Source organism: Streptomyces sp. DT190 (assembly GCF_049846985.1).
Classification (GTDB): Bacteria; Actinomycetota; Actinomycetes; order Streptomycetales; family Streptomycetaceae; genus Streptomyces.
Genome location: NZ_JBNCNM010000003.1, coordinates 129,174 through 144,838 on the forward strand (window position 1 = coordinate 129,174; position 15,665 = coordinate 144,838).

Below are 15,665 nucleotides of genomic sequence, written 5' to 3' on the forward strand. Positions count from 1 at the left end.
CCATGACGGACACCAGCGCGTCCTCCTCCCCGTCCCGGCGCTCGCTGCTCGGCTGGGGCGGCGCGGGCCTGGCCCTCGGCGCCGCCGCGGCCGGCGGCGCGGTGGCGATCGCCCGCACGGACGACGACACCTCGACGCCCGCCGCCGGTACGGCGATCCCGTTCCACGGCACCCACCAGGCCGGCATCGCCACCCCGGTCCAGGACCGCCTGCACTTCGCCGCGTTCGACGTGACGACACAGGACCGTCAGGCCCTCGTCCAGCTCCTGAAGGACTGGACGGAGGCGGCCCGGCGCATGACGGCGGGCCACCCGGTCGGCGAGGGCGGCTACGGCGGCCTGCCCGAGGCCCCGCCGGACGACACGGGCGAGGCCCTGGGCCTGCAGCCCTCCCGGCTGACCCTGACGATCGGCTTCGGCCCCTCGCTGTTCGACCGGTTCGGCCTCGCGGACCGGCGCCCCGAAGCCCTGGTCGACCTGCCGAGGTTCGCGGGCGACAACCTGGACGGGAACCGCAGCGGCGGCGACCTGTGCGTCCAGGCCTGCGCCGACGACCCGCAGGTCGCCGTGCACGCGATCCGCAACCTGGCCCGCATCGGCTTCGGCAAGGTCGTCATCCGCTGGTCGCAGCTCGGCTTCGGCAAGACCTCCTCGACGACACCCGAGGCCCAGACCCCGCGCAACCTGATGGGCTTCAAGGACGGCACCCGCAACATCGCGGGCACGGAGACGGCCCGGCTGCGCGAGCACGTCTGGGTGGACGGCAAGGACGGCCCGGCCTGGATGGCCGGCGGCAGCTACCTCGTCGCCCGCCGCATCCGCATGCACATCGAGACCTGGGACCGCACCTCGCTCCAGGAGCAGGAGGACGTCTTCGGCCGCGACAAGGGCGAGGGCGCACCGGTCGGGAAGGCGAAGGAGCGGGACGAGCCGTTCCTGAAGGCGATGAAGCCCGACGCGCACGTCCGGCTGGCGCACCCCGACTCCAACCACGGGGCGACGCTCCTGCGCCGCGGCTACTCCTTCACCGACGGCACGGACGGCCTGGGCCGCCTGGACGCGGGCCTGTTCTTCCTGGCCTACCAGCGCGACGTCCGCAAGGGGTTCATCCCCGTCCAGCGCAATCTGGCGACGGACGCGCTCAACGAGTACATCCAGCACGTGGGTTCGGCGCTCTTCGCCATCCCGCCGGGCGTCCGCGACCAGGACGACTGGTGGGGCCGGACGCTGTTCTCCGAGGAGGCCTAGGCCCGTGTTCTCCAACTACCTGATCGGTCTGCGCGAGGGCCTGGAGGCGAGCCTGGTCGTCTGCATCCTCATCGCCTACCTCGTCAAGACCGGCCGCCGGGACGCGCTCAAGCCGATCTGGGCGGGGATCGGCGTCGCCGTGGCCCTCGCGCTCGGCTTCGGCTGCGCCCTCGAATTCGGCTCCCAGGAGCTGACGTTCCAGGCGCAGGAGGCACTCGGCGGTTCGCTGTCGCTCCTCGCCGTCGTCCTGGTGACGTGGATGGTGTTCTGGATGCGCCGCACGGCCCGGCACCTCAGGGCGGAGCTGCACGGCAGGCTGGACGCCGCCCTCGCGATGGGCACGGGCGCGCTGGTCGCCACGGCGTTCCTCGCGGTCGGCCGCGAGGGCCTGGAGACGGCCCTGTTCGTCTGGGCCTCGGTGCACGCGGCGAGCGACGGCACACCGCGTCCGCTGCTGGGCGTCGCCCTCGGCCTGCTCACGGCCGTCGTCCTGGGCTGGCTGTTCTACCGGGGCGCCCTGCGCATCAACCTGTCCCGGTTCTTCACCTGGACCGGCGCCATGCTGGTCGTGGTCGCGGCGGGCGTCCTCGCCTACGGCTTCCACGACCTCCAGGAGGCCGACTTCCTGCCCGGCCTCGACGACAAGGCCTTCGACATCTCCGGCACGATCCCTCCGGACAGCTGGTACGGCACCCTGCTGAAGGGCGTCCTCAACTTCCAGCCCGACCCCACCACCCTCCAAGTCACGGTGTGGCTGCTGTACTTGGTCCCCACCCTCGCCCTCTTCCTCGCCCCGGCCAGGGTGCGGACGGAACCGGTGGGCGACCGGGCCTGACGCCGTACCCGCCGGAGGCACCCGGTAGGGTTCGCCTCCGGAAAGGGGAAGGTGAAGGAACCCGATGAGCAGGGATCGCGACCCTCGAACGCTCCGCAGGCCCGCCCGGAGCGCCCTCATAGCCACGTCGGTGACCGCTTTGTCACTGACGGCCGGTGGATGTGTCGTGGTGCACGGTGAACGGGAGATCCTGCCGTCCACGACCCGCGCCGAAGCCGCCGAGGCACTCCGGCAGTTCACGGCCGCGTACAACGAGGCCGACAAGGCCTACGACGCCACCCTGGACGCCGACCACACCACCGGCGCCCTCGCCGACATCGACTCGGCCCGCCTGAAGGCCGGCCGGGCCAACAACCCGGACGGCAACCCGAACCACACCCCCCTGCGGCTGACGGACGCGAAGTTCACCATCCCGAAGAAGGCCGGCTGGCCCCGCTGGTTCCTCGTCGACGCCGCGGGCAACAAGGGCGGCGCCGCCCGCTGGCTCCTCGTGTTCACCCGCAGCAGCCTCGACGCCCCGTTCCAGGTGGCGTACCTGACCCTCGTCGCCCCGGGCAAGGTCCCGCAGTTCAAGAAGGACGCGGACGGTTGGGCCGAGTCCGTCCCCGTGAACGCGGCCGGTCTGGCCGCCGCTCCGGGCGAGCTGAGCCGCAGCTACAGCACGTATCTGAAGGACGGCGGGGAGACCTTCGCGGACGGCCCGCACACCAGCCAGTGGCGCACCCTGCGGCAGAAGAACGCCAAGAAGCCCGGCCTGGTCACCCAGTACATCGACGAGCCGCTGACGAACGGCGACTACGCGCCGCTGGCCCTGCGCACGACGGACGGCGGGGCGCTGGTGTTCTTCACCACGCGGCACTACGAGAAGCAGACGGCCGCGGCGGGCACGTCGGTCCCCGTCCCGAACAAGGACGTGAGCGCCCTGACCGAGGGCGAGATCAAGCAGTCCCTCACGATGGAGTTCGTCTCCAACGAGGTGGCGCTGGACCCCGAGGGCCAGGGCGAGGTGACCATCCTGGGCAGGATCCAGGGCCTGACCGCGGCGGAGGGCTCGTAGCGGACGGGCGGGCCGGGCGGGGGCTCAGTGCCGCAGGGGCCAGGCCGCCCGCTGGTCGCTCTCCTCGCCGGCGTAGCGCGCGCAGACCTCGGTGAGCACCTCCAGCAGGCTCAGCGGGTCCGGCAGCGCGTGCTCGGGGCCGCGCACCCACCGCACCGCCTGGTCCTCGCCGGGCAGCCGGGCCGGCGGCACGAGGACGTAGGAGCCGCGGCAGTGCCAGCGCAGCCCGGGGTGCTCGTCCATCGTCTCGGGGTGGCAGTCCAGCTCGCACGGCCACCACTCGTCCTCGTCCTCGGGCGTACCGCGCGTGAGGGTGAAGAAGAGCATGCGCCCGTCGTCGCTCTCGGCGACCGGCCCGACCTCCACGCCCTCGGAGAGCAGCCGCTCCAACGCGACGCGACCGGCGTCGAGGGGCACGTCGAGGACGTCGTGCACCATGCCGGTCGCGGTGATGAAGTTGGCCTGCGGCTGGTGGCGGGCCCAGCGCTCGATCTGGGAGCGGTCGGTGGTGGACTGCGTCTGCCAGGCGAAGGACACCGGGTGCCGGGCGGGGGTGGGGCAGCCGACGCGGTCGCAGGAGCAGCGGTATCCGGAGGGGTGGGCGGCGGGTGCGAGCGGCAGTCCCGCGCCGGCGGCGGCGAGCAGCAGGTCCTCACGGCCGCCGTCACCGGCGGTCTCCTTGGGCCGGCGCCCCGCGCGCAGCCACTGGGTGAGTTTGCCCTGCAGGCCGGTCCGGCCGCCGAACTCCGCGCTCATCTATCCCCTCGCCTCGCCGTCGTGCGGAACAGCATGCCCTATGGTCCCATCTTCCCGCGCACCGGGGGGCCAGTGCCCACATCCGGGGCATGAGGGCCGAGACGTGGACCGGTGGGGCGAGCGACGCACCGGGGGGCGAGGCATATGCCACCGGACGAAAAGGCGCGGGAGCCGCCGTCCCGGCTGTTGTCCCGCTTTACCGACCATCGGGTGTCATTCACGGCTTTGCGCCCGTTCGGCGCCCTACCGTGGTCGCCATGGTCACAAGCATCGCGCTGACGGCCCTGGCCACCGCGGCGTCCGTGGTCTCGCTCGCCCTCACGGGGCCCGGCGGCCGCGTCCCGGCCCCGCTGGAGTGGGGCGCCGGCCCGCTGACCGTGGCGGCACTCCCCCGGATCACCTACGTCGCCCACCGCGGCGGTGCCCGCGAGGTCCCGGAGAACAGCATGGCGGGCCTGATGACGGCCTACGAGCGCGGCACGGCACAGGTGCTGGACTTCGACACGCGGCTGCTGCGCGACGGCACGCCGGTGGTGTTCCACGACGAGACCCTGAACCGCACGACCTACCTGGGCGGCGCGGTGCGCGGCCTCGACGCGCGGGAGTGGCGGGGCGTGCGGCTGCGCCCGAAGGACCGGCTCCCGGGCAGCTGGCGGTCGGAGCGGCCGCCGACGGTCGCCGAGGTGCTGGATCGTTTCGGCGGCCGGATCGTGCTGATGCTGGAGGCCAAGGACCCGCGCGGCGTGGACCGGCTGGCCGCGCTGATCCGCGCCCGGGGGCTGACCCGCTCGGTGTTCGTGAACTCCAACGACCCCGAGGTGGCCCGGCGCGTGCATCGCCTCGGCCTGCTGGCGCAGGTGTGGCGCTCGGCGGAGCAGCTGCGCACGGACCGCCCGGAGCGCTGGCGGTCCTACGTCGACCTGCTGGACGTGGACCACCGGGCGCGCGACGCGGACCTGCTGCGGGCGGTGCGGTCGGGGATCCCCCGGGTATGGGCGCACACGGTGGTGACGGACGCGCAGCGGGACCGGGTGCTGGCGCTGGGCTGCGACGGGGTGATCACGGACGCGCCGGGGCGGCTGGCCCGGGCCGCTCAGCGGGGCGCGAGGCCGTGAAGGGCGTAGTCGACGAGGGTGTCGGTGTACTCGTAGGAGATCGGGCCGGTGTGCTGGAGCCAGCGCTGGGCGAGCGGGGAGACGAAGAACTCCAGGGCGATGCGCAGGTCGAGGCCCTCCCGGACCTGGCCCGCGGCCTGGGCGGCGCGCAGCCGGTCCGTGTAGAGGTCGAGTGAGGGCTGCAGCAGCCTGGCCACGAGCTCGCGTCCGAACTGCTCGTTGACGACGCCCTCGGCGGCCAGGGCGCGCGAGGGCGCCTCGAAGCGCGGGTCGCGCAGTTCGTCGACGGTGGCGCGCAGGACGGCCTTGACGTCGGCGGCGAGGTCCCCGGTGTCCGGGAAGGCGTGCGTCACCGGCCCCGACGCCACCTCCCGCTGGGACCGGTCGGCCAGGTCGAGGAAGGCCTCCATCAGCACGTCCGCCTTCGACGACCACCACCGGTAGATCGTCTGCTTGCCCACGCCGGCGCGGGCGGCGATGCCCTCGATGGTGGTCTTCGTGTAGCCGACGTCGACGACGAGGGCGAGGGCGGCGTCGTAGATGGCCCGGCGGGACTTCTCGCTGCGCCGGGTGGAGTCGGGGGCGGACTTGCCGGAGGCGGGCTGGGCTGACTTGTGGGCGGCCATGGCCTGAATTTATCAGGTTGACAAGACGGAGCGTCTCGCGGAGAGTGGAGGAGTGTTAGCGAGACGAACCGTCTCGTCCCCTTGTGGTGAGGAAGGAGCCCGACATGGCCCGAGGTGGAGCCGGAGACATGCTGGGGGTCGGCGGTTCGCGCCGGAAGCTCGGCCGTGACGCCCTGCGGGGCGGCGGCCGGGGCGGCCGGGTCGGCGGCGGGCTCGACCCGCAGGCCCAGAAGCGCGAACTGCTGCGCAAACTCCAGGAGAAACGACAGCAGCGACGGCAGGAGGGCGATCCGGCCGAGCCGTCGTCGTGAGCCTTCCGCGCCCGGGTAAGGGCCCCCTCGCACGCGGGATCCTCCGGGGGCGTCCGGCGGACGTACCGAGGCGGTCGCGGCACCGCGGCCGCCCCGCCGAGCACTTCCGGCGCTCGGGCGCGGACTCACGGGCGCGGTGAGTGCCGGGCGGCAACCACGGTGCCGGCATCGGGCACCTGCCCTCCGTCGGCCGGGCGTGGGCGCGGGAGGCACCGGGGCGCTGGGCGGGCCGGGCGGGGTCCGGTCAGTCGACGTCACCCGAGGGCGGCGGCCAGGGGTCTCCCCAGTCGGCGTCCCGGGCCGCCTTGTAGAGGTCGCCGTGGCGTTTGGTGACGGTGGTGCGGCGCAGGGACGGCTCCGTCTCGCACAGGTCCAGCAGGACCTGGCCCTTGCGGATCTGGGGCCGGCGCACGACCCGCGAGGCAGCCGGTTCGACGGGGAAGCGGGCGGCGGCGACGTAGCTGAACTTCTCGTCCTCGTAGGCGAGGGAGCCGCCCTTGACCTGGCGGTGCAGGGAGGAGCGGCTCACCCGGGCGGAGAAGTGGCACCAGTCCGTGCCCGGTGCGATGGGGCAGGCGGCGCTGTGCGGGCAGGGGGCGGCGATCCGGAAGCCGGCGCCGATCAGCCGGTCGCGGGCCTCGATGACGCGGGCGTAACCGTCGGGGGTGCCGGGTTCGACGATCACGACGGCCCGGGCGGCGGCCGCGGCGGCGTCGACGAGGGCGGTGCGGTCGGGGGCGGTCAGCTCGTTGAGGACGTACGAGACCGTGACGAGATCAGTGCTCTCCAAGGAGAGCGCCGCTCCGATCCGGGAGCGCTGCCAGCGGGCGTCGCGCAGGGCCGGCCGGGCCGCGGCGATCTCCCGGCCGAGGGCGAGGGCCGGCTCGGCCCAGTCGAGCACGGTGACGGGCCGCCGCCCCTCCCACGTCGCGCTCACGGCCCAGGCCGCGGCGCCCGTACCGCCGCCGACGTCGGTGTGCGATCCGGGCACCCATCCCGCAGCGGCCTCGGCGAACGCCTCCAGCGCCGACCGCACGGCCTCGAAGGTCGCGGGCATCCGGTAGGCGGCGTAGGCGGCGACATCGGCCCGGTCCCGCAGGATCGGCGCGTCGGTCGGGGTGGCCCCCCGGTAGTTGCTGATCAGCCGCTCCACGGCCTGCGCGGCCTGCCGGGGCGGCAGCCCGTCGAGCAGACCGGCGAGGGAGGCGCGGAGGGATTCGGCCGGGGCCAGGGGGTCGTTCACCCGGCGATTCTACGAGGGCCCCGGCGCTGCCGGACTCCCCCGTCCGGCCCCGCCGGACCGCGCAGGCGTCGACGCCCGGCGTGACCCTGGAAGCCCTCTCTCCCCTCGTACGCACACCTGTCAGGAGCGTGGCCATGGCCGGGAACCGCCGTCCGATCCTGACCTCGCCGTCCGAGGCCCGGCGCCTGCTGTCGGACGGCCACCGCCACGGGGAGTGGGTCACGGGAACCCGCCGGGTCCTCGCCGCCGACCCGCACTGGCCGGACGTGGGCGCCCGGCTGAAGGTCCGCGTCGGCGCGGGCCCGCTCACCCTGGACGGCACCCACCCGCATGCACGGCCTCCCCGTTCGACTACCTGGTCGCGGTCCGCAACGGCATGATGCCGACGAAACCGGCCCGGATCGCCGTGCGGGAGCGGAGCGAAGGCGCCGGACGGTGAGCGGGCGGCCGGGGCCGCGCCTCATCTCCCCCGCACCGCCCGGGCCACCCGCGACCCCGCCGCCGCCCTCGGTGCGTTGTCCGGGCGTCTGCGGCGGGGGTGGACCGCGTTGGTGAGGAGGATCAGGAACGTGTCCGTCGCCGGGTCGAGGACCAGGGACGTGCCGGTGAAGCCCGTGTGGCCCGCTGCTCCGCGGCCCGCCAGGTCACCCATGAACCAGGGCTGGTCGAGGGAGAAGCCGAGGCCCGGTGGGGTGAAGAGGAGTTCGACGAAATCGGGGCCGAGGATGCGGGCGGGGCCGTGGGAGCCGCCGGCGAGGAGGGTGCGGCAGAAGACCGCGAGGTCCCGGCCCGTGGAGAACAGGCCCGCGTGGCCCGCCACTCCCCCGAGCGCCCAGGCGTTCTCGTCGTGCACCTCGCCCCGCAGCATGCCCCGGTCCGCCTTGGCCCAGGGCCGGCGCTGGTCCTCCGTGGCCGCCGCGCCGGGGCACGGGCCGAAGTCCGTCGACGTCATGCCCAGCGGCCGGGTGATGCCGTCGTGGATCAGGACGTCGAGGGTGCGTCCGGTGAGGCGTTCCAGGACGTGCTGGAGGAGGAGCATGTTGAGGTCTGAGTAGCAGTACGTGCCGGGCGCTCCGACCGGGGCCTCCGAGCGCAGTGCCGCGAGGCGCTCGGCGTCGTCGGCGCAGTCGTAGAGGGGGAGTTCGGGCCGCAGTCCGGAGGTGTGGGTGAGGAGCTGGCGGACGGTGATGCCGTGCCGGGCCGCCGCCGTGAAGTCGGGCAGGTACGCGCCGACCCTGGCGTCGATGCCCAGCGTGCCGCGCTCGATCTGCTGCACGGCGGCGACCGAGGTGAACAGTTTGGTCAGCGACGCCAGGTCGAAGGGGGTGCCGACGGTCATCGGGACCCGCTCCTCGGGGGGCAGTTCCACGCCCGCATCGGTGGTCTCGTCGTAGGCCGCGTAGCGGACGGCCCAGCCCGCCGCCTCCTCGACCGCGATGAACGGGCCGCGTCCCACGACCAGCACCGCGCCCGGTGCCCAGGGCCGCCGCCCGGTGGTGAGGACGTGGACCTCCCGGACGAGCCGGCGCAGCTCCTCGGGGTCGAGTCCGGCCCGTTCCGGCGTGCCGTCGCGCAGTCTCGGTGCGCTCAGCTGTCCGCTCCCTCCACACTCGCGCGGGCCCTCCAGGGACGGCACATTCCCACGAAGCAGGCCAGCGCCACCAGTGCGGCGGCCAGTTGGACGACGGCCATCGGGAGGGCCGTGTCCTCCCCGGCGACGCCGACCAGCGGGGAGGCGATCGCCCCGATGAGGAAGGAGGACGTGCCGAGCAGGGCGGAGGCGGAACCGGCGGCGTGCCGGACCCGCATCAGGGCGAGCGCCTGGGTGTTGGGCAGGGTGATGCCCATCGCGGACATCAGCACGAACAGCGCGACGGCCACGGGCGCGAGCCCGACCTCGCCGAACACGCCCAGGGACATCAGCAGCAGTGCGGTCGCGGCCGCGATGACGATCGCCAGGCCGACGCCCAGCACCTTGTCCAGGCCGACCCGGCCGACCAGGATCTTGCCGTTGATCTGGCCGACGACGACCAGTCCGACCGAGTTGACGCCGAACAGGAGGCTGAACGTCTGCGGGGAGGCCCCGTGGATCTCCTGGATGACGAACGGGGAGGCGGCGATGTAGGCGAAGAGGGCGGCGAAGGCGAAGCCGCCGGTGAGCATGTAGCCGGTGAAGGAGCGGTCGGCGAGCAAGGTGCGCATCGCGCGCAGGGCCTCCCCGACGCCGCCGCTGTGCCGTGCGGCGGGCGGCAGGGTCTCGGGGAGCTTCGCCCAGACCAGGACGCCGATGAGGACCCCGACGACCGTGAGGACGGCGAAGACGCCCCGCCAGTCCGTCACGCGCAGCACCTGACCGCCGATCAGGGGCGCCACGATCGGGGCGACCCCGGAGATCAGCATGAGGGTGGAGAAGAAGCGGGCCATGGCCATGCCGTCGTAGAGGTCGCGGACGACGGCCCGGGCGATGACGATCGCGGCGGCGCCCGCGAGGCCCTGGGCCAGCCGGAAGGCCACCAGGAGTTCGACGGTGGGCGCGAGCGCGCACAGGACGGTGGCGGCGACGAAGACGGCGAGCCCGGCGAGCAGCGGGCGGCGGCGCCCCCAGCGGTCGCTCATCGGCCCGACGACGAGTTGCCCGAGGGCCATGCCGGCGAGGCAGGCGGTGAGGGTGAGCTGGACGGTCGCGGCGGGGGCGTGCAGGGAGCGGGTGACCTCCGGCAGCGACGGGAGGTACATGTCCATCGCCAGGGGCGGTACGGCGGTCAGGCTTCCGAGGAGGAAGGTGACCAGGAGCCCGGTGCGGCGGTGCGGTGTGAGGTCGGGGGGTTCCGTCCCGGTCGCGGCCCCCTGCGCGGTCTTCGATATGGACGCCCCACCCTCGGGCATGAGTCCCTCCCTTTTCGAGTCGATCGCCACCTATGCTCTCAGCTCGTACGGACTGCTAGGGGTCACGAGGCGGAGGCGGGCGGGAATGACGGCGGACACGGTGCGGTGGGGGATTCTGGCGACCGGAGGGATCGCGGCCGCGTTCACCGCGGATCTGGTCGACCTGCCGGACGCGGAGGTCGTGGCGGTGGCGTCGCGGTCGCGCGAGTCGGCGGAGGCGTTCGCGGAGCGGTTCGGGATAGCCCGGGCCTACGGCGACTGGAACGGGCTCGCGCAGGACGAGGACATCGATGTCGTGTACGTCGCCACACCGCACACGGCACACCGGGCGGCTGCCGGGCTGTGTCTGGCGGCCGGGCGGCACGTGCTGTGCGAGAAGCCGTTCACGCTGAACGCGCGGGAGGCGGGGGAACTCGTCGCGCTGGCGCGGGAGCACGGGCGCTTCCTGATGGAGGCGATGTGGATGTACTGCAATCCGCTGGTGCGGCGGCTGAAGGCGCTGGTGGACGACGGGGCGATCGGCGAGGTGCGCAGTGTGCAGGCCGACTTCGGGCTGGCCGGCCCGTTCCCGCCCTCGCACCGGCTGCGGAACCCGGAGCTGGGCGGGGGCGCGCTGCTCGATCTGGGCGTGTATCCGGTGTCGTTCGCGCAGCTGCTGCTCGGGGAGCCGTCGGACATCGCGGCGCGAGCGGTGCTCTCGGACGAGGGCGTCGATCTCCAGACGGCAGCGGTGCTCTCCTGGGAGAGCGGCGCTCTCGGTTCGGTGCACTGCTCCATCGTGGGCGGTACGGCGACCGCCGCCTCGGTCACCGGCTCCAAGGGCCGTATCGACATCCCGCACGGCTTCTTCTTCCCGGAGGGCTTCGTGCTGCACCGGGACGGCCGTGACGCCGAGGAGTTCACGGCCGACCCGGCGGACGGGCCGCGCAACAGCATGCGCCACGAGGCGCTGGAGGTCATGCGGGCGGTGCGCGCCGGCGAGACCGAGTCCCCGCTGGTCCCGCTCGACGGCACGCTCGCGGTGATGCGGACGCTCGACGCGATCCGGGACCGCGTCGGCGTCCGCTACCCCGGCGAGACCCCGGGTGAGACCCCGGACGAGGGCCGCACGGCGGAACTCACGCCGGCTTGAGCCCCTGCTCCCCCACCTCCGTCACGAAGGACGCGGCCGTCGTGACCGGCGCCCCCCGCCTGGTCACGTACGGCACGGTCCTGAAGTCCGCGCGCGCCGAGTCCCGGCCCAGTGCGACCGTGACGTAGCCGCGCCGGCCGTTGAAGAACTTCAGGTGCGGGTTGGCGGACATGTAGGTGTCCCAGGTGGCGGGCTTGTCGGCGCCGTCCCGGCCGCTGGAGATCGACGTCGCCACGATCTCGGTGCCGAGCGTGGCGGAGGACGGATCGTCGAAGTCGTCCTTGATGTCGAAGGCGTAGGCGGAGTGCACGTCGCCGCTGAGCACCATCAGGTTGGCCACGCCGGCGGCCTTCGCGCCGTCCAGGACACGGCGGCGGGAGGCGCTGTAGCCGTCCCAGGCGTCCATGGACACCCGGGAGGGGAGAGTGGCGTCCATGTTCCGGCGGGCGAACAGGACCTGCTGCGGTACGACGTTCCACAGCGCCCGCGAGGAGCGCCAGCCGTCGAGCAGCCACCGCTCCTGGCTGGCGCCGGTCATGGTGCGTGCCGGGTCGTCGGACTCGGGGCCGGGCACGTGCGCCGTGTCGCCGTAGGCCTGGTCGGAGCGGTACTGGCGGGTGTCCAGGACGTCGAACTGGGCAAGCCGGCCCCAGGTCAGGCGGCGGTGGAGCCGCATGTCGGGTCCGGTCGGGCGCTGCGGGCGGCGCAGGGGCTGGTTCTCCCAGTAGGCGCGGTAGGCGGCGGCGCGGCGCAGCAGGAACTCCTCCGGCGGGACGCTGTTCTCGGGGACGTCCCCGGCGTAGTTGTTCTCGGTCTCGTGGTCGTCCCAGGTGACGACGAACGGGTGCGCGGCGTGCGCTGCGGCCAGGTCCGGGTCGGACTTGTAGAGGGCGTACCGCAGCCGGTAGTCCTCCAGGGTCACCGTCTCGCGGGCGAACAGGGCGGGCAGGGTGCGGTCGGTGTACCTGCGCTGGCCGCCCGCCGCGTCGACGGCGTACTCGTAGAGGTAGTCGCCCAGGTGGAACACGAGGTCGACGTCCTCGGCGGCGAGGTGGGCGTAGGGGGTGTAGTAGCCGTCGTGGTAGGCCTGGCAGGACACGGCGGCGAGGGTGAGGGACGGCACGCGGCTGCCGGGGCCGGGGGCCGTGCGGGTGCGGCCGGTGGGGCTGATCCAGCGGCCCGCGCGGAAGCGGTAGTAGTAGACGCGGCCGGCCTGCAGGTGGCCCACCTCGACGTGGACGGTGTGGTGGAACTCGGGGTGCGCGGTGGCGGTGCCGCGCCGGGCGATGCGGCGGAACCGCTCGTCGTGGGCCAGCTCCCAGTGCACGGTGACGCGTTGGGCGGGCAGTCCGCTGTCGGCCTGGAAGGGGACGGGCGCGAGGCGGGTCCACAGGATCACCGAGTCCGGCAGCGGGTCACCGGAGGCGACGCCCAGCGTGAAGGGGTCGTCGGCGATCGTCGCGGCGTCGAGTTCGGCGGCGGCCGCGACGCCCGGGGCGGGCAGGTTGGTGGCGAAGGCCAGCGCGGCGGCGGCGCCGGTGGTGGTGAGGAAGCGGCGGCGGCCGATGTGGCGGGCGGCCGCGCGGAGTTCGGGGGCGTGCTGGGACGGGTGTGCTGCGGGTGTCATCCGGTCCTCCCCTGGCGAATGGCTGCAGGGGGCATTGGAGTGGCCGGGGACGACACCTGATCGACGCGTGCACAGCACTCACATGACGGACGGATGAGTTCCGGATGGCGGACGCTCCCGTACGCTGCGGGGCCATGAATGCGAAGGGGAACGGAATCGCGGTGGTGACCGGCGCGGGCTCCGGCATCGGCCGGGCGGTCGCGGCGGAACTGCTGCGCGCGGGCTGGTCGGTGGCGCTGGCGGGCCGGCGCGCGCAGACGCTGGAGGAGACGGCGGCGCTGGTGCCGCGGGGCGCGGCTCTCGCCGTACGGACGGACGTCTCACGCCCGCAGGACGTGACGGAGTTGTTCGCCGCCACCGTCGAGCGGTTCGGGCGGGTGGACCTGCTGTTCAACAACGCGGGCACGTTCGGGCCCGGCGGGGTGCCCGTCGAGGAACTGCCCTACGACGCCTGGCGGCACGTGGTGGACACCAACCTCAACGGGGCGTTCCTGTGCGCGCAGGCCGCGTTCCGGCAGATGAAGCAGCAGGACCCGCAGGGCGGGCGGATCATCAACAACGGCTCGATCTCCGCGCACACGCCCCGCCCGCGGTCGGTGGCCTACACGGCGACCAAGCACGCGCTGACGGGCCTGACCAAGTCGCTGTCGCTGGACGGCCGGCCGTACCGGATCGCCGTGGGGCAGATCGACATCGGCAACGCGGCGACCGACATGACGGCCGGCATGCAGACCGGGGCCCTGCAGGCGAGCGGGGTGGTCGCCCCGGAACCGGTCATGGACGTCGCGGACGTGGCCCGCACCGTGCGGCACATGGCGGAGCTGCCGCTGGAGGCGAATGTGCAGTTCGCGACCGTGCTGGCCACGGCGATGCCGTACATCGGGCGCGGCTGAGCCCCGCGGCGGGCGCCCGCCCACGTCGTCAACTCGTCAACCTGCACAAACGGAATTGGTTCGTCCGCACCATTGCGGCCGGTCGGGCGCTTATGCTCAACTCTCCTACACCAAAGCTTCACAGTTGGAGCAGAGGGCTTCCGTAGGCCACATCCAGGGGGGTGGGGGCGGCAGTCGTTCCACGGGACCGGGTGGGGGTGGACCCCGCGGGGACCGCGGGGTGCGCACCGGTGCGTGGAACGACTGCCGCGTCAGGCCTGGCCGGTCTCGAAGCGGGAGATCCTGCCGTCCTCGTCGACGGTGAAGCTCCACTTGGTGCGCATCTCGCCCCAGGTGTCGTTGCTGTAGCGGACGAGCAGGGACCGGCCGCCGCCGGACTCGTTGTCCACCTCCATGTGGCCGCGCGAGGTGAAGATCTCCCGGTCGACCCAGTCGGCGAGGTCGCGGTCCGACCCGTCGTCCGCCATGGTCGCGCCCGGCGCGAGCAACTCCATGAAGCTCTCGCGGTCGTGGTTGTTCACGGCGGTCACGAAGGCGCGGACGGCCGGGTCGCTGAGGCGCGTGGTCTGAATCGTCATGTGCGCCAGCCTCGTCCCGGCCGCCGGACCACGCCACCCGTGCCACCCGAACGGCGCCCCTGGCGCATCCGTGGGATGTCGCGCCGAGCCGGAGGTGCGACGGTGGGAGGGCGACGAGGGGTTCCCTGTTCCTGCTGCCCGCTCCGGGAGACGACGTGAGGTACGTGAAGCGCGTGAGGCATGACCACCGACGTGATCTGGGCCTGCTGCTGCTCCGGCTGGGGACCGGAGGTGTGCTGGCCGCCCACGGCGCGCAGAAGCTGTTCGGCTGGTTCGGCGGCCACGGCATCGAGGGCACCGGCCAGTTCATGGAGTCCGTGGGCTACGCCCCGGGCAGGGCCAGCGCGACGGCCGCGGGGCTCGCCGAGACCGGCGGCGGCGCCCTGCTGGCCCTGGGTCTCGCCACGCCCGCGGCCGGCGCGGCGGCCGCCGGGGCGATGGCCGGGGCCGCCGCGGTGCACGCCCCGAACGGGTTCTTCAACCAGGGTGGCGGCTACGAGTACGCCGCCACGCTCGGTCTGACGGCCGCCGGCCTGGCCGTCACCGGGCCGGGGCGGTACTCCCTGGACCACGCGCTCGGGCACGCGGTGAACCGGGGCTGGATGCTCCCGGCGGCCTTCGCGGCGACCGCGGCGGGAACCGCCCTGGTCGTCGGGGGACGGGCCCGGCGGCTGCGGAAGGCCAAGGAGGGCGAGCAGGAGGCCCTGTTCGCAGAGGAGTCGATGGCGTAGAGCGGGCAGCCTTCCGCCCGCGGCCGGGGCGCTGGGCGGGCAGCCCTCCACCCGCGGCCGGGGCGCTGTCAGACCCGCGTGGCAGGCTGCGGCCCATGAGTGATGACACGCCCGCCGCCCCGCCCGCGCCCGAGCTGTGGGACACCGTCGAGGTCCTGCACGCGTGGCTGGACGCGCAGCGCCCGGTCGAGGGCCGCGAGGGCCTGCTGCTGCGCGTGCTGAAACTGAGCGAGGAGGTCGGCGAGGTCGCCGAGGCGGTGATCGGCGCGACCGGCCAGAACCCGCGCAAGGGCGTCACCCACGGCTGGGACGACGTGCAGGCGGAGCTGTGCGACGTCGTCATCACGGCGCTGGTGGCGCTGCGGACGCTGACACCCGAGGCACGGGAGGTGTTCGCGCACCATCTGGGGCGGGTGGCGCAGCGGTCACTGGCCTCGGCGCGGCAGTGACCGCTCGCCGGTGCGGTGCGCGGCGCCGGCTCCGGTCGTCGCGCGGCGGCCGGACGGCGACGCCCCGGTGGGCTCGTTTCCACCCGCCGGCCCGAACACTTCTGCAATGATCGACCGAACGCTCGGGTGGTAGGACGACTGACTTCGGCCTACCGAGGTTGAGGAGTCCGGTGACGGGG

At 73.7% G+C, this 15,665-nt stretch carries 16 protein-coding genes and 1 pseudogene; 10 read left to right on the forward strand and 7 right to left on the reverse strand.

The genetic code is table 11. The features are described from left to right. Nucleotides 1-2: 2 nt before the first annotated feature. The 3 genes and pseudogenes from efeB to ACPXCS_RS07470 all read left to right on the forward strand — a co-directional run bounded on the left by efeB (nucleotide 3) and on the right by ACPXCS_RS07470 (nucleotide 3,139). The gene (efeB, locus tag ACPXCS_RS07460; protein WP_425945279.1) at nucleotides 3-1,247 is read left to right on the forward strand and encodes an iron uptake transporter deferrochelatase/peroxidase subunit; all 1,245 of its coding nucleotides are present in this window, start codon (nucleotides 3-5) and stop codon (nucleotides 1,245-1,247) included. Nucleotides 1,248-1,251: 4 nt separating this feature from the next. After that, nucleotides 1,252-2,262, forward strand: a pseudogene (efeU, locus tag ACPXCS_RS07465) (iron uptake transporter permease EfeU). Continuing rightward, complete coding sequence (locus ACPXCS_RS07470; protein WP_425945278.1) at nucleotides 2,147-3,139, forward strand: hypothetical protein; 993 nt, start codon at nucleotides 2,147-2,149, stop codon at nucleotides 3,137-3,139. Before efeU ends, ACPXCS_RS07470 begins: the two are co-directional and overlap by 116 nt. 24 nt (nucleotides 3,140-3,163) lie before the next feature. Here ACPXCS_RS07470 and ACPXCS_RS07475 read toward each other — a convergent pair whose 3' ends face one another. Next, nucleotides 3,164-3,895 carry a bifunctional DNA primase/polymerase gene (locus ACPXCS_RS07475; protein WP_425945277.1) on the reverse strand — a complete coding sequence of 244 codons (732 nt, stop codon included), beginning with the start codon at nucleotides 3,893-3,895 and terminating at the stop codon, nucleotides 3,164-3,166. A gap of 257 nt (nucleotides 3,896-4,152) precedes the next feature. Here ACPXCS_RS07475 and ACPXCS_RS07480 point away from each other — a divergent pair, with 257 nt between their 5' ends. Continuing rightward, nucleotides 4,153-5,010: a glycerophosphodiester phosphodiesterase gene (locus ACPXCS_RS07480; protein ID WP_425945276.1), complete on the forward strand. Its 858-nt coding sequence runs from the start codon at nucleotides 4,153-4,155 to the stop codon at nucleotides 5,008-5,010. Here the strand turns inward: ACPXCS_RS07480 and ACPXCS_RS07485 are convergent. Next, nucleotides 4,989-5,636, reverse strand: a complete 648-nt coding sequence (locus tag ACPXCS_RS07485; protein ID WP_425945275.1) for a TetR/AcrR family transcriptional regulator — start codon at nucleotides 5,634-5,636, stop codon at nucleotides 4,989-4,991. The two genes, ACPXCS_RS07480 and ACPXCS_RS07485, sit on opposite strands and share 22 nt — an antisense overlap. A 104-nt stretch (nucleotides 5,637-5,740) precedes the next feature. Between ACPXCS_RS07485 and ACPXCS_RS07490 the strand changes: the two genes are divergently transcribed. Continuing rightward, nucleotides 5,741-5,947: a DUF6243 family protein gene (locus ACPXCS_RS07490; protein WP_425945274.1), complete on the forward strand. Its 207-nt coding sequence runs from the start codon at nucleotides 5,741-5,743 to the stop codon at nucleotides 5,945-5,947. Between the two features lie 244 nt (nucleotides 5,948-6,191). Here ACPXCS_RS07490 and ACPXCS_RS07495 read toward each other — a convergent pair whose 3' ends face one another. Continuing rightward, nucleotides 6,192-7,190 carry a small ribosomal subunit Rsm22 family protein gene (locus tag ACPXCS_RS07495; RefSeq protein WP_425945273.1) on the reverse strand — a complete coding sequence of 333 codons (999 nt, stop codon included), beginning with the start codon at nucleotides 7,188-7,190 and terminating at the stop codon, nucleotides 6,192-6,194. Nucleotides 7,191-7,324: 134 nt separating this feature from the next. On the opposite strand from ACPXCS_RS07495, the gene ACPXCS_RS07500 reads away from it, so the two are divergent. Further along, nucleotides 7,325-7,570 carry a hypothetical protein gene (locus tag ACPXCS_RS07500; protein ID WP_425945272.1) on the forward strand — a complete coding sequence of 82 codons (246 nt, stop codon included), beginning with the start codon at nucleotides 7,325-7,327 and terminating at the stop codon, nucleotides 7,568-7,570. A gap of 80 nt (nucleotides 7,571-7,650) precedes the next feature. Here the strand turns inward: ACPXCS_RS07500 and ACPXCS_RS07505 are convergent, their stop codons facing one another. Next, a complete protein-coding gene (locus ACPXCS_RS07505; RefSeq protein WP_425945271.1) occupies nucleotides 7,651-8,826 on the reverse strand; it encodes a serine hydrolase domain-containing protein in 1,176 nt (391 codons plus the stop codon). Then, the gene (locus ACPXCS_RS07510) at nucleotides 8,778-10,076 is read right to left on the reverse strand and encodes a multidrug effflux MFS transporter (protein ID WP_425945270.1); all 1,299 of its coding nucleotides are present in this window, start codon (nucleotides 10,074-10,076) and stop codon (nucleotides 8,778-8,780) included. Before ACPXCS_RS07510 ends, ACPXCS_RS07505 begins: the two co-directional genes overlap by 49 nt. A gap of 85 nt (nucleotides 10,077-10,161) precedes the next feature. Between ACPXCS_RS07510 and ACPXCS_RS07515 the strand changes: the two genes are divergently transcribed. Continuing rightward, entirely contained in the window at nucleotides 10,162-11,208 is a 1,047-nt protein-coding gene (locus ACPXCS_RS07515) for a Gfo/Idh/MocA family protein (RefSeq protein ID WP_425945269.1), read from the forward strand. On the opposite strand, the gene ACPXCS_RS07520 is transcribed toward ACPXCS_RS07515, so the two are convergent. Then, on the reverse strand, nucleotides 11,195-12,835 hold the full coding sequence (locus ACPXCS_RS07520) for an alkaline phosphatase D family protein (protein WP_425945268.1): 1,641 nt from the start codon (nucleotides 12,833-12,835) through the stop codon (nucleotides 11,195-11,197). The two genes, ACPXCS_RS07515 and ACPXCS_RS07520, sit on opposite strands and share 14 nt — an antisense overlap. A 134-nt stretch (nucleotides 12,836-12,969) precedes the next feature. On the opposite strand from ACPXCS_RS07520, the gene ACPXCS_RS07525 reads away from it, so the two are divergent. Continuing rightward, nucleotides 12,970-13,728 carry an SDR family oxidoreductase gene (locus tag ACPXCS_RS07525; protein WP_425945267.1) on the forward strand — a complete coding sequence of 253 codons (759 nt, stop codon included), beginning with the start codon at nucleotides 12,970-12,972 and terminating at the stop codon, nucleotides 13,726-13,728. 251 nt (nucleotides 13,729-13,979) lie between these two features. Here ACPXCS_RS07525 and ACPXCS_RS07530 read toward each other — a convergent pair whose 3' ends face one another. After that, nucleotides 13,980-14,306: a nuclear transport factor 2 family protein gene (locus ACPXCS_RS07530; protein ID WP_425945266.1), complete on the reverse strand. Its 327-nt coding sequence runs from the start codon at nucleotides 14,304-14,306 to the stop codon at nucleotides 13,980-13,982. Nucleotides 14,307-14,479: 173 nt separating this feature from the next. Between ACPXCS_RS07530 and ACPXCS_RS07535 the strand changes: the two genes are divergently transcribed. Together ACPXCS_RS07535 and ACPXCS_RS07540 are read left to right on the forward strand one after the other, a co-directional pair. Continuing rightward, complete coding sequence (locus ACPXCS_RS07535; protein ID WP_425945265.1) at nucleotides 14,480-15,037, forward strand: DoxX family protein; 558 nt, start codon at nucleotides 14,480-14,482, stop codon at nucleotides 15,035-15,037. 95 nt (nucleotides 15,038-15,132) lie between these two features. Beyond that, nucleotides 15,133-15,486, forward strand: a complete 354-nt coding sequence (locus tag ACPXCS_RS07540; protein ID WP_425945264.1) for a MazG-like family protein — start codon at nucleotides 15,133-15,135, stop codon at nucleotides 15,484-15,486. Nucleotides 15,487-15,665 lie beyond the last annotated feature (179 nt).